Origin of the sequence: Pantoea sp. GM_Pan_3 (genome assembly GCF_026541045.1) — a bacterium.
Classification (GTDB): Bacteria; Pseudomonadota; Gammaproteobacteria; order Enterobacterales; family Enterobacteriaceae; genus Pantoea; species Pantoea anthophila.
The window spans coordinates 389,259-402,145 of the sequence record NZ_JALNVA010000004.1; the positions used below are offsets into that span (position 1 = coordinate 389,259).

Genomic DNA, 12,887 nt, shown 5'->3' on the forward strand with positions numbered 1-12,887 from the left:
ACAACCTTGCAAACGCGCTCAGCATTCAGATGCCACATCGCGCCACTCCAGCTTTAAACACCCGCAGATAGCGTCACCTGTCCCTGCAGGGCCAGACTCACTGTCAGCACCTCCCTTCTGGCTGAACAAGCGCTCCTTACACCACTCTTCCTCCAGCCGAGGGTGAGCCCCTGCATACGGCCCGCTTTCGTCAGATGGCATTCAGGGGGGATGACAACCCGCCACAGGCTTACAGGAGCGCCAGGCGTGGCTTAGTGAAAAGATGGGCGAGTTAACATGGCTGTTGAGTAAGCGAGGGGGTGTTGCACACAAAGAGATCGATCAGGAAAAAGAGGCGGCAGGACGATGAGTGAAGGGAGAAGCCCGGAGACGCGGCGAGCAGCGTCTCCGGGCTGACAACGTTATTTACTGACGGGTGAAGCGGTATTCTCAACTTCAATGTTTAATTTTTTGGTGCGTCCCATAACCAGCACGGCGATGCCGCCGACGCTGCACAGCACAGCCAGTGGCAGCATTGCCAGGGTGTGACTGCCGGTGGCCTGATTGATGATGCCGTAAACGTTAACCATCAATCCTCCGCCAATCAGGTTAGCCATCGCCCCGATAGCAGCCAGACCCGCCGCAGCCGTCGTGGATGACATCCAGCCCGAAGCCAGCGCCCAGAAAGGCCCTTTCATTGAGTAAGCACCAATCAGCACCAGCGACAGAATCACGACGCTGCCGGTCAGCGTGTTGGTCAGGAATGCCGAGAGCAGACCGCCTGCGATTAAAAACAGCGTCAGCGCGGTGTGCCAGCGACGTTCGCCGCTGCGGTCAGAGCTTCTGCCCCAGACAATCATCAGAACAGAAGCCAGACCGTAAGGGATCGCATTCACTAAACCGGTAGTGAAGTTGTCCAGACCGAAAGATTTCAGCAACTGCGGAGACCAGACGCTCAGCGTTGAACCTGCCGCCGAGGCACCTGCATAAATCAGCGCCATCACCCAGATATGTTTATGGCGCAGCAGCTTCCACAGGGAGATGTGACCAATCGCTTTTTTCTTCGCGTTTTCCGCTTCCAGCGTGGTATTCAGCCAGGCTTTCTGCTCCTGATTCAGCCAGCTGGCATCAGAGGGGCGGTTGCTCAGCATGAAGAAAGCGGCCACACCCAGCACCACGGCCGGAATGCCTTCCAGGATGAACAGCCAGTGCCAGCCGCGCATGCCCAGCCAGCCATCGAGTGACAGAATCAGACCTGAGATAGGTGAGCCGATAAAGTTCGCGGCAGGGATAGCCACCATGAAGGTCGCGATGACGCGTGCACGGTATTTGCCAGGGATCCAGTAGGTCAGATAAAGAATGACGCCCGGGAAAAATCCTGCCTCAGCGGCACCCAGTAAGAAGCGCAGAACATAGAGCGTATTGGCGCTTTCGACGAAGGCCGTACAGACCGAGATGATGCCCCAGGAGACCATGATGCGCGAGATCCAGATCTTTGCACCAATCTTCTGCATCGCAAGGTTGCTGGGGACTTCAAACAGGAAGTAACCAACGAAAAACAGGCTGCTCGCCAGGCCAAACACCGCTTTGGACAACCCCAGATCTTCGTTCATCTGCAACGAAGCCATGCCTATGTTGCCGCGGTCAATAATGGCAATCAGATAACAGACAATCAGAAATGGCAAAATGCGCCAGACCACCTTTTTTACGGTCTGCTGCTCGATATCGGCAGAGAAAGTCGTGATGTGCTGTTTTTCAGACATGATGATCCTCACATTTTTGTCATCGTTTTGCGCGTGATACGCAAAACGCATTGTTGTACTCTGTAAAACATTAATGTACTCAGTAAAACCATTATCACGATAAAAAAGCGTCTCCGCCGGAAGATGTAATCAGGTTGTGTTATTTGTCACAAAAAAGTATTCAGCACATCTGGTTTATGTGACGAGCAAGCCGTTACCAGGATAAAGACCGGACAGATTTTTTGCGGGGCTAATGCGACGGGAGAGAGTAATGAGAACAAAGGCTGTCATCCAGGGAAAGTTGCGGGGGTTACTCTGAATCCCTGTCTGACAGAGGTGTGCGCAGTTCAAAGTGACTAGCGGAGGAGTCTGAGCCCTCTTTGCACGATATCCCGGAACGTTTCACATTGCATATGTTCCTGTTCCTGACAGCGGGCAACATGCTTAAGCCCCCGACTCAGCCGCTTTAACTGGCGAAGGGTGCTATCAATTTCTCTGGCTCGAAGAAGAAGAAGCTCCCGGTCGATAGCTATACGGCCTTGCTCATTCAGCATCATGGCTATTTCATCAAGAGTAAATCCGACAGCCTTTCCCAGCGCAATCAGCTCCAGTTTAACCAGAACATTGCTATGGTACTGCCTTCTGAGACCGTTGCGACCCACAGCCCTGATTAGCCCTTTCTTCTCATAAAACCGTAAGGCTGAAGGTGACACACCTGAAAGGTCTGCGACATCCCGTATATCCAGTTCTTCCATCGTTGACTTAAACCCGACTTTAAGTTGCACACTGCCAACCAGCTTATCATTCCAGACAGCAAGGATACCAAATATGGACAGCATGACTTTTTTTCAGACCCTAATCAGCGGTGTCGGCGCAACGGTTGTTATGGATCTCTGGTCACTCTTCCAGAAGTACATTATTAAAATTGCCCCTTTAAATTATGCGCTGGCAGGCCGCTGGATTCTGTGGATACCAAAAGGAAAGTTCCGGCATAACACGATCATCTCAACAGCTCCGGTGCAGGGAGAACGTGTCACTGGCTGGTTATTTCATTATCTGACAGGAGTACTTTTTGCTTTTATACCGCTTATTCTGGATGGATCGACCTGGTTTCATAATCCCTCATTCAGGACGGCTCTGCTGACTGGTCTGTTGACGCTATTCGCTCCCTTTATCGTGCTTCAGCCCGCGCTGGGTTTTGGCTTCGCGGCATCGCGGACGCCCCGACCCTGGCGAGCCCGACTGCTTAGCCTTCTTATGCATATAGCGTATGGATGCGGACTCTCAATCACAACCTTGCTGACTTATTAGCGTCGGATGGAGGCTCTGCCTGAAACGCGCTGCATTTGATGCCACTGCATTCTCCTGACCGAAAACGGCAAGTGGCTCTTTAAGATTGCGGAAGAACAGAGCGCCCATTCATTCAACGATTCTCAGGGGAGCGGGTTGCGGATATATAACCGGAAGTTAAAGATTCTTTATTACCATTCCAGACGCAGCCAGAATCATAATGGATGCGGCCAGACGAAAAAGGCGTCGTTGCGCTTTTTCACTGGTGAGCAGATGGCGTATTCTGAGCGCGGCAAGAATAAAAACCGCGCCAACGCTTAAAAGGACCAATACGGTCACGGGCACCAGCATTCCTCCCCACATTTTTAATGACACATTATCCAGAGAAATGACAAGAGGCAGTATCGCCAGATAGAAAGCGATAGTTTTGGGATTCCCAAGTGTTAGGGTCAGCCCTGAAAACCAGGCTGTTGCCAGTTCTTTGTTTGTCGTTTTCTGTGCAATATTTATCGCCTCCGGCTGACTGCACCAGAACTGCCATGCGAGCAGACATAAATAGAGTGAAGCAGCATAGTTAATCAGGGTGAAGATAGTGTCATTTGTCTGCCCAATCACCCCCAGACCGAATATCGCCAGTGTTAAATAGATCAAATCCCCCAGAATAAGTCCTGCCAGCATAGCAAAAGCGGAAACAGCACCCCCACAGACACTACGTGCAACCAACGCCGTCATTCCGGGGCCGGGGATGGCAGCAGCCAGACCGAGAGCTGCAACATAAGAAATTACCTGAGCGATTCCAGACATCGTTATTCCTGTTTTTAATAGAAGAGAGAGGGACGGCGGATTAAAAGCGCCGCTAATTCATGTAGCAATAATCTTTATTGTTTTGGACACCACCAGAACGCTTCAGAGAAAATTAACGGAGCCAGGGAAATTAAAACTCTGACACCCGCTTTTAAATTGCATAGCGTAAAGCAGACTCTTATGCAGGTCATAATGAGAAGAGTCAGGTTTAAAACCCTCTTTTTTTGCCTTGAGCCAGAAAATAAATTCAGGTGATTGAGAAAGAGAAGAGTATGCATGACCTCTGAACAGGATCTTATCCTGCCTTATCTCTCCTGAACGGTGAATCAATTATGCCGTAAACAAAGAGGAAAGAGTCACCTATCTCATTTACCCGGCGCAGGTTTTCAGGTAGAAATAACCACTTATTGATTACATTAAGAAAGGAATTTCCCTAAATGGCACTCAGCTCGACAGATGTGAAGATTCTGGAAGTTCTGCAGAACGATGCGCGCGTCACCAATCAGGAACTGGCGGAGAAGATCAACGTTTCAGCTTCTCCCTGCTGGCGCAAAGTGCGCAGGCTTGAAGAAGATGAAGTGATCAAGGGTTACCGCGCTGTTCTGGATCGCAAAAAGATTGGTCTGGGCGTGATGGTTTTCATTCGGGTAGTCATTGACAGCCACAGTGAAGCGCAGGCCAGAAAGTTTGAAGAGGAAGTCACGGCGCTTGAGGACGTTGTGGCCTGTTATAGCATCGGTGGGGATGCCGACTTCCTTCTGCAGGTTGTCGCATCGGATCTGGATTCCTATGCCGATTTTGCCATGTCAGTAGTGCGCAGATTGCCGGGAATCAAAGAGATGCAGAGTATGTTTGTCCTTAAAGAGATCAAACCACTCGTTACTTATCCTGTAAATAAAGCGTCTGTGCAAGGATGACTACGATAGCACCTTAGCAAAGCACACCGCCTCTTCCCGGTTTATGTAGGGCCCATAATTTGCGATGCGGTTATATCCGCTGTTCTGATAAAAACGGACAGCCTTATGGTTCACAGCACGGGTTTCGAGCCAGATTTCCGTGTATCCCATTCCCAGCGCCGACTCTTCGAGGAAAGTCAGTAATGCCCTGCCGATCCCGGCGTCACTGCGGTCTGAATACATTCTCTTCAGTTCGGCAACCGTCTCTGTAAGCGGTCGGATAGCGCCGCAGCCGACAGCCACACCCTGATGATTTCTGGCCACCACCCAGAGCGCCCTCTCCTCATCCATAGCAGCCATTGCAAAGTGTCGCCTGCCATCATCGCCGGTTATCGCCGCGAGCTCGGCTGAAAGCGCATTTATCAGCCGTTGCGACTCCGGGGCGCAGGGATCGGCTTTTTCTACCCTAATCATGCCAGCCTCCGTTTTTCTTTTAACCGTCAGAATAAAACGAAATCCGGTCAGCGACATCCCCCCTGGCACTCATGCACCGGATAAATAAGACTGGCCCCGTCTCACAATGCCCGGATGAGGGCTCGTCGCGCATTCACGGCTAAGCCTCTACTTCGCATCTATAATTCAGTGATTCATCACCCTGCGCCCTTTTTAATCGTGGCAGCGAGAGGTCGCGGTTCCGCCTCACGCAGAGTCTGGTGGCAAAAAAACAGCTGAGTGCCCCAGCCTCTTACGGCGCAGCTCCCGCTGAGTGATGCACAGAACAGAACGGCCGGTCACAACATAATTTGACTCTTTACTGAATAAGGAAGCCTCATGAATCTATCTCTTAAAAATCAGGTTGCGCTGGTGACCGGTGCCAGTTCAGGCCTCGGCTATGCCTGTGCAGAAGCCCTCGCAAAGGAAGAGGCCGCTGTGGTGATTAATTATCACAGTCAGGCCGAGCCTGCCGAAGAGCTGGCAGAAAAAATCCGGGCCGGTGGCGGTCGTGCCATCGCAGTGAAAGGCGACGTGTCGAAAGAGGCGGATGTCGACAATCTCTTTGCGCAGACCCTTGCTGAGTTTGGCAGACTGGACATTCTGGTGGCTAACTCAGGCCTGCAGAAAGATGCCCCCTCAATCGATATGACACTGGAGGAGTGGAATACCGTTCTGGATGTAAACCTGACCGGGCAGTTTTTGTGCGCGCGGGCTGCGCTGCGCCAGTTCCGCGATCAGGGACACAGTCCGGAGATCAGCAGAGCGGCAGGGAAGATTATTCATATGAGTTCGGTTCATCAGCTCATTCCCTGGGCCGGACACGTTAACTATGCCGCCTCCAAAGGCGGCGTAGACCTGCTGATGAAAACGCTGGCGCAGGAGGTGGGTGAGGCGCGTATCCGCGTTAACTCGGTTGCGCCTGGCGCTATCGCGACCGCCATCAATGAGGAGACCACCCAGGGTGAGGCGGGCAAAGCATTGTTAAAACTGATCCCCTATGGCCGCATCGGTGCGGCTGAAGATGTGGCGAATGCGGTAGTCTGGCTTGCCAGCGATCTTTCCGATTACGTTCATGGCACGACGCTCTTTATAGATGGCGGCATGAGTCTTTATCCCGGATTCCGCGACAACGGTTGATTCCTCTGCCTCGCGCAGAGGATCAGGGCGGCAGGTTTTATCCGCCCCCCTGGCAGTGACCGGCGCCCGAAGCAGTGCATTCTCCGGGCGTTTTGTCTCTGCGGTGGCTGCCGCTCAGCAGGTGATACGCCCGCTGCGCCATGCGACAATCACGCCTTACACGGTTTTGTTCTGAGGTTTCCGACATGACGTCCTTTTATCAATTTACGGCCCCGCTTCTGAACGGTCAGACGGCCTCCATGGCAGACTACGCAGGCAGGACGGTGCTGGTGGTCAACACCGCCAGCCGCTGTGGGTTCACACCGCAGTATGCTGGCCTGGAAACCCTTTATCGCAGATATGCCGATCAGGGACTGGTGATACTGGGTTTCCCCTGCAATCAGTTCGGCAGGCAGGAGCCCGGCAGTGCTGACGATATCGCACAGACCTGCCATATCAACTACGGCGTAAGTTTCCCGATGTTCGGCAAAGTGGAGGTCAACGGGGCCGCGGCACACCCGCTGTTTCGTTATCTGAAAGAGGCGTTACCCGGCATTCCGGGTGGCCGAATCAAGTGGAACTTCACGAAATTCCTGATTGGATCCGACGGCACACCGCTAAAACGATTCGCCCCCATCACCGCCCCGGAGAAGATGGAGTCGGCCATTGTCGCTGCGTTGCCAGGGCGATGAGCGCGCCTGCTGAAGATCGACGCCCGCCGACAGGCTTCTGCCCTGTTCTGAAGCGCAGCGATATCAGGCGCGCTAATGTCTGATAATGGTCTGAATAATCCACTCACGAAATATTTGCATCGACGGCGTCATTTTCCGGGCTCTTTGCCAGGTCAGCCAGTATCCGTCATTGCCGGAATAAATATCAAAAGGCCTGACGAGCAGCCCGCCTTTTATTTCGGGTTCAAACATGATTTCCGGTGCCAGCGCAACGCCCCCGGTAATCAATACGGCATCAATAATCAGACGCGATGAATCCAGAACAGGCCCGTTAATTCTGAAGGGGGGAATACCCGCCGCAGCAAACCAGTTCTCCCACTCTTCATGACGATAAGAGCGTAATAAATTTTCGCCCGTAATATCCTCAGGCCGGTTAAGTCTTTTCGCCGTATCTGGCCGGCATAATAGCGTCAGCGGTGCATCAAATAGCAGTTGATTATGTGATGCCGACCAGTTGCCAGAACCATATCTTATAGCAAAATCGACACCTTCACCGGCGATGCTCACCACATTGTTATTGGTCTGAATACTCAGTTCGATTGCGGGATGGCGTTGCCGGAAATCGTCAATTTTCGGCAGAAGCCAGCCCAATGCAAAGGTGCCGACACAGGAGAGCGTGAGCGCCTCCCTGACTTCTCCCCCTTCAAACTGACGATAGGCTTTCTCAATCCGATGAAAGGCATCAGAAATCTCAGAAAACAGCAATCGCGCCTCATCGGTCATTTCAAGACCACGCGAAAGCCTTCTGAATAATGTGATCCCTAACCTCTCTTCAAGCAGCCTGACCTGCTGGCTGACCGCCGCCTGCGAAACGAACAGTTCCATGCCTGCCCGGGTAAAGTTGAGGTGGCGGGCAGAGGCTTCAAATGCACGCAGAGCGTTAAGCGGAATATCCCCTTTCACTATAGCCCCCAGAAAAAGTTATGACTGGCATCAATTTATACCGTTTTGACTCACCGGAAAACTGATTTATTTTGGAGCCCGTAATTAAGGGGAACGATATTCAGTCACGGCCTTGTGACAATTCAGATTTAATTAATTTTTGTATAGGGAACGTTTAATAATGAATAAATTTAAAAACCGCCTGGCCGGAATAGTGTTATTCGCCGCAGCGGGATGTTCAGCGTCAGCACATGCGGCTTTCGATCAGCAATCCCTGAACAATCAGTTTGAGAAACTTGAACGTCAATCCGGAGGCCGGCTCGGCCTGGCCGTCATTGATACGTCTGATAGTGCGCAATATTCCTGGCGCGGCAACGAAAGATTTCCACTGTGCAGTACCAGTAAGGTGATGGCCGTTGCTGCGATATTAAAAAAGAGCGAAGAGTTAAAAAAAAATAAAAATGCTGATACTTTACTTAATAAGAAAATTCATATAAGTCAGCACGATATGGTGAATTACAATCCTGTCACCATGAAGCATATCGGTTCCGCAATGAGCCTCGCGGAGCTGAGCGCGGCGGCCCTGCAATACAGCGATAACGCGGCGATGAACAAGCTGCTGGCGTATCTGGGCGGCCCGCAGCATGCCACGCAGTTTGCGCGAACCCTTGGTGATACGACGTTCCGGCTGGACAGAAATGAGCCAGGCCTCAACACCGCGATTCCGGGTGATCCTCGCGATACCACTACCCCTTCAGCGATGGCAGCGAGTCTTAACAAACTTATTTTAGGTTCTGCGCTTAAAGACGATCAGAGAGCCACACTGACAGCCTGGATGAAGGGCAATACCACGGGGGCAGCCAGTATTAAAGCGGGCCTTCCGGCAGACTGGATAGTGGCCGATAAAACCGGCAGTGGCGACTACGGCACCACCAATGACATCGCCGTTATCTGGCCGAAAAATCATGCCCCCCTCGTCCTGACCACCTACTTTACGCAGCACGATAAAAACGCCGCCGCGCGTAAAGATGTGCTCGCCAGCGCAGCCAGAGTGATTGCGGGCGCTGTCCAGCAATAAAGACGGACAGGTTCAGAGCTGTTCTGTGAGCAAAACCGGCCTTGGCCGGCCGGTTTACCGGTTTCAGCACAGGGCCGTCAGGCCGTCATGCCACCATCAATCACCAGTTCGCTGCCGCAGATGTAACGGCTTTCGTCCGAGACCAGGAACAGGGCCGCTGCAGCCACTTCATCCGGATCGCCCAGCCGCCCTGCCGGTATTCGCGCGCTCAGTGCCTGCCTTACCTCATCGCTGGCCTGGTCGAACATCGGCGTATCCGTCGGGCCCGGACTGAGTGTATTGACCCTGATACCGCGCGGTGCCAGTTCGCTGTTCCAGGTGCGGGCATAAGCGCGAACAGCGGCCTTACTGGCAGAATAGGTTCCATAACCCGGATTGGCGATTCCCCCCGCAATGGAACCGATCAGCAGAATGGCCCCTCCCTCCTCCATGAGCCTGACAGCATGCTGTACCGTCAGCACCATGGCACGAACGTTCAGACCAAAAATAAGGTCAATATGCTCTGCTGAGGTCTCATCCAGGTTTGCCGGTACAGCCACACCTGAAGCATTAACCAGGATATCGAGGCGACCGGCTCTGGCCTGAATCGTCCCGAACAAACGTACGAGATCGCTGGCATCCGTCAGGTCACCCGCTATCGCTTCAGCCTGACCGCCGGTTAGCGTAACCGCCTCTGCCAGCTGAGCTTCGCGTCGGGCGGTAATAAAAACCCGTGCGCCTTCCTGTACAAAACGGCGAGTGATGGCAAGACCAATACCGCTGCTGCCACCGGTCACCAGAACCACTTTTCCACTCAGTTTCATCATTGCCACTCCGTAAAGAGGTTGAACGATGGATGATACATTTCGTATATTTAGTGTCAATTACGCACCTGATGTACACCAGATATCATTGAGGAAACCGTATGGCCACCGATATCACCGCTCTGCTGGCAGAGATCAACAGTACCCGCCCGATCCTGGAACAGGTTGCCAATAAATGGTCGGTGTTAATCCTGACCGTGTTGTGCTCACAGCCGTCGCGATTTAATGCCATTAAGCGCAGGCTCGATCCCATTACTCACAAATCACTGACTGAGGCATTACGCCGTCTGGAGCGAAACGGACTGATAAGCCGGCACGTGATCGCCTCCTCACCTGTCGCGGTGGAGTATGCGATCACGCCTCTGGGCAGAACCCTGCAGGACCCGTTTGTCGCGCTGGTCAACTGGGCGAAGCAACATGGCGAAACCATGCAGCAGGCTCAGGAGGGGTATGATGAGCGTGAGCCGGGACAGCAGACGTGATCTTCAAGTGCGGGAGACAGGAGTGAGATGGCGCTAAGCGCAGCGGCTGACAGGATTCGTACAGCCAGTGATCACAGGGCTGCCTGCTCAAAAAACTGATAGGAGCCATCGCGGCGGGCTTTAGCCTGATACATCGCTTTGTCGGCGCGCTCGAACAGCATTTTCGCCGTCGCCGTTCCGAAGCGGGCCAGGCTGATGCCAATCGCTGCACCGATGCGCACGTCCATGTTATCAATGACGAAGGGGGCCTCCAGACTGTCAATAATGCGCAGGGCGATGGCCGATGCCACCCCGCGATGACTGCACTTTGCGGCCACAATAAACTCATCGCCACCCATCCGGGCCACCGAGTCGCCCGGGCGCATGCAGCGCTGCAGTCGTTCACCGACCTGCTGCAGTAAGGCATCCCCTGTCGCATGGCCCATAAGATCATTCACTGCCTTGAATCCATTGAGATCGATAAACATCACCGTGGTGAAAGCCGGGTCCTCTGTCTCCGCCAGCATTCGGCCAATCTGCTCGTTAATCCAGGCGCGATTAGGCAGCCCGGTCAGCGGGTCGCGGGTCGCCAGCTCTTCGAGATTGCGCATCCTTTCCTTGTCACGCGTGATGTCACGCGAAACCAGCACGGCACCGATATTTTTGCCTGAAGAGGGATTGCTGACGCCACAGGCTTTAGTGCCCAGCGTGAGGTAGTGGCCGTCACGATGCCGTTTACGTACTTCAACCACATCCGGCAGCATTCCGCCGCTGAAGATATGTGCCAGCGCTGCCGAGGCAGATTCGCGATCGTCAGGATGCAGGAAATCGACCACCAACTGACCAACCACCTCTTCAGGTCTCCAGCCTATCATTTCGCTGTAGGAGGGCGAGATCGAGACGTATCTGCCATTCGCATCACAATGGGCAATCAGATCGGTACTGTTCTCGATCAGCAGGCGATATTCCGCCGCCGTGCGCACCGCATCCTCCAGCGCTTTACGCTGCGCAGTCACATCCAGGATGAAGCCGTTGTACTTCTGGTGGGAGGTGCCAGGCAGACTGTCCGGCAGGCCGGAAACCACGACGCGGCGTGTTTCACCGTCCAGACAGTGGATAGGCACTTCAAAGTAGAAAGGGGTCAGATATTCCAGCGCCGCGGTCAGCTGCAGCGCGATCTTTGCATCATCGTCAGCCTGCGCCAGTTCCAGCCAGGAACTCAGCGTCACCCCCTTCAGAGCAGGCATCAGGCCAGCCGGTGTTTCCTGACTGGCAACGCAGATACCCTGAGCGTCTGTAGACCAGACGGCAGTGAAAGAGGGTTTAATCATTAAGTTCATGGCGGCCGACTCCGATGTTGCTGACGATACTAAACAAGCTCAATACTCGTCGCTACAGACCTGATTATAACCGTAAATGTCCGTCTGACGCGGCAGGAGGCGACAGTCACTGGGTGAGCCTGTGGCGAAACCGGCCATCGCGCATGGCGGGCGCCCGGACCTGGCTGGCCGTTGTTTCTGAGGCCGCGATCCTTACAGGGATGTGCGCAGAACGTTTATGACAGGGTGCAGTCTCTGAGGTATCAGCTCCTGTTTATCGGCTCATCAGGCCGGAATCTTTAGCCCTGTCGCGTTAACTGCCCCACTTTCCGGCGCTTCATCTTTCCTTAAGAATACTCTTATAACATCCCTGCTCTGTTAGCTCATATTGGGCTTTTTCCGGAGCGTGACCCTATGCAAAATAACAACACAGCATCGCTTTCTCTGAGTAAAGTGCCTGCCGTAACCGCGGCATTCTGGTTAACCAAAATCGCGGCGACAACCCTGGGTGAAACCGGCGGCGATGCGGTAACCATGTCAATGAATCTGGGATATCTGACCGGTACGCTGATTTTCGCCATTATCTTTCTGGTCGCGGTGGTGGTGCAGATTAACCGTCCCGGTTTCAATAAATGGATTTACTGGTTCACCGTGGTGGCAACCACCACGGTGGGCACCACGCTGGCAGATTTTGCCGACCGCTCCCTGAATATTGGCTATCCGGGTGGCACTCTGCTGCTGATCACGCTGCTGACCCTCTCTCTGTTTCTCTGGAAAATAACCTGCGGCACGGTGGCGGTCAGTTCGGTGAACAATGGCGTCACTGAGACCTTCTACTGGGTGACCATCATGTTTTCCCAGACGCTGGGCACGGCATTAGGTGACTGGGCGGCAGACAGTGAAGGGCTGGGTTACGATGGCGGTATTCTGCTGTTTGCAGGTGCGCTGGCGCTTATCTGGGCGGCGAGTCGCTTTACCTCGCTTTCGCGCACTGCGCTGTTCTGGGCGGCCTTTATCCTCACGCGGCCTCTGGGTGCAGTGGTGGGCGATTTTCTGGATAAACCGCTTGCCTCGGGCGGGCTCGCGCTGAGTCGCTACGGTGCCTCGCTGACGCTGGGCCTGATCATCATCGCGCTGCTGATGCTGCTGCCCCAGCGCCCGGCCGCGAACACCGCCACCGCGCATTAACCGCGCGACCGGAAAAACGGGCACACGCCAGCTTCAGTCCTTATCAGAGCCGCCTGCACCGGCGGCTTTTCTGGATTTGCCGTTAACAGGTGTACCTGCTCTG

The 12,887-nt window shown here is 53.8% G+C and carries 14 protein-coding genes; 7 read left to right on the forward strand and 7 right to left on the reverse strand.

The window, feature by feature from the left end; genetic code table 11:
- Window positions 1–401 precede the first annotated feature (401 nt).
- On the reverse strand, window positions 402–1,742 hold the full coding sequence (locus tag OXR04_RS14520) for an MFS transporter (RefSeq protein WP_033736842.1): 1,341 nt from the start codon (window positions 1,740–1,742) through the stop codon (window positions 402–404).
- A 335-nt stretch (window positions 1,743–2,077) separates the two neighbouring features.
- Window positions 2,078–2,476: a MerR family transcriptional regulator gene (locus tag OXR04_RS14525; protein WP_267371323.1), complete on the reverse strand. Its 399-nt coding sequence runs from the start codon at window positions 2,474–2,476 to the stop codon at window positions 2,078–2,080.
- 73 nt (window positions 2,477–2,549) lie between these two features.
- Between OXR04_RS14525 and OXR04_RS14530 the strand changes: the two genes are divergently transcribed.
- Entirely contained in the window at window positions 2,550–3,032 is a 483-nt protein-coding gene (locus OXR04_RS14530; RefSeq protein ID WP_267371194.1) for a DUF2938 domain-containing protein, read from the forward strand.
- A 156-nt stretch (window positions 3,033–3,188) separates the two neighbouring features.
- Here OXR04_RS14530 and OXR04_RS14535 read toward each other — a convergent pair whose 3' ends face one another.
- The gene (locus tag OXR04_RS14535) at window positions 3,189–3,815 is read right to left on the reverse strand and encodes a LysE family translocator (protein WP_267371197.1); all 627 of its coding nucleotides are present in this window, start codon (window positions 3,813–3,815) and stop codon (window positions 3,189–3,191) included.
- A 437-nt stretch (window positions 3,816–4,252) separates the two neighbouring features.
- Between OXR04_RS14535 and OXR04_RS14540 the strand changes: the two genes are divergently transcribed.
- Window positions 4,253–4,732 carry an Lrp/AsnC family transcriptional regulator gene (locus OXR04_RS14540; protein ID WP_267371199.1) on the forward strand — a complete coding sequence of 160 codons (480 nt, stop codon included), beginning with the start codon at window positions 4,253–4,255 and terminating at the stop codon, window positions 4,730–4,732.
- Here the strand turns inward: OXR04_RS14540 and OXR04_RS14545 are convergent, their stop codons facing one another.
- Window positions 4,733–5,242: a GNAT family N-acetyltransferase gene (locus OXR04_RS14545; protein ID WP_267371201.1), complete on the reverse strand. Its 510-nt coding sequence runs from the start codon at window positions 5,240–5,242 to the stop codon at window positions 4,733–4,735.
- 300 nt (window positions 5,243–5,542) lie between these two features.
- Between OXR04_RS14545 and OXR04_RS14550 the strand changes: the two genes are divergently transcribed.
- Both OXR04_RS14550 and OXR04_RS14555 read left to right on the forward strand, forming a co-directional pair.
- Window positions 5,543–6,343 carry an SDR family oxidoreductase gene (locus tag OXR04_RS14550; protein WP_058957222.1) on the forward strand — a complete coding sequence of 267 codons (801 nt, stop codon included), beginning with the start codon at window positions 5,543–5,545 and terminating at the stop codon, window positions 6,341–6,343.
- Window positions 6,344–6,528: 185 nt separating this feature from the next.
- A complete protein-coding gene (locus OXR04_RS14555; RefSeq protein ID WP_267371207.1) occupies window positions 6,529–7,014 on the forward strand; it encodes a glutathione peroxidase in 486 nt (161 codons plus the stop codon).
- A 72-nt stretch (window positions 7,015–7,086) separates the two neighbouring features.
- Here OXR04_RS14555 and OXR04_RS14560 read toward each other — a convergent pair whose 3' ends face one another.
- The gene (locus OXR04_RS14560; protein ID WP_267371210.1) at window positions 7,087–7,956 is read right to left on the reverse strand and encodes a LysR substrate-binding domain-containing protein; all 870 of its coding nucleotides are present in this window, start codon (window positions 7,954–7,956) and stop codon (window positions 7,087–7,089) included.
- A gap of 160 nt (window positions 7,957–8,116) precedes the next feature.
- Between OXR04_RS14560 and bla the strand changes: the two genes are divergently transcribed.
- Entirely contained in the window at window positions 8,117–9,013 is an 897-nt protein-coding gene (bla, locus tag OXR04_RS14565) for a class A beta-lactamase (RefSeq protein WP_111207189.1), read from the forward strand.
- A 77-nt stretch (window positions 9,014–9,090) separates the two neighbouring features.
- Here bla and OXR04_RS14570 read toward each other — a convergent pair whose 3' ends face one another.
- Window positions 9,091–9,819: an SDR family oxidoreductase gene (locus OXR04_RS14570; RefSeq protein WP_058957224.1), complete on the reverse strand. Its 729-nt coding sequence runs from the start codon at window positions 9,817–9,819 to the stop codon at window positions 9,091–9,093.
- Window positions 9,820–9,917: 98 nt separating this feature from the next.
- On the opposite strand from OXR04_RS14570, the gene OXR04_RS14575 reads away from it, so the two are divergent.
- Window positions 9,918–10,298 (forward strand): helix-turn-helix domain-containing protein, encoded by a 381-nt coding sequence (locus OXR04_RS14575; protein WP_009092712.1) that lies wholly within the window; start codon window positions 9,918–9,920, stop codon window positions 10,296–10,298.
- 71 nt (window positions 10,299–10,369) lie between these two features.
- Here OXR04_RS14575 and OXR04_RS14580 read toward each other — a convergent pair whose 3' ends face one another.
- Window positions 10,370–11,617: a sensor domain-containing diguanylate cyclase gene (locus tag OXR04_RS14580; protein ID WP_009092713.1), complete on the reverse strand. Its 1,248-nt coding sequence runs from the start codon at window positions 11,615–11,617 to the stop codon at window positions 10,370–10,372.
- A gap of 393 nt (window positions 11,618–12,010) precedes the next feature.
- Here OXR04_RS14580 and OXR04_RS14585 point away from each other — a divergent pair, with 393 nt between their 5' ends.
- The gene (locus OXR04_RS14585; protein WP_267371219.1) at window positions 12,011–12,784 is read left to right on the forward strand and encodes a hypothetical protein; all 774 of its coding nucleotides are present in this window, start codon (window positions 12,011–12,013) and stop codon (window positions 12,782–12,784) included.
- The last annotated feature ends 103 nt before the right edge of the window (window positions 12,785–12,887 follow it).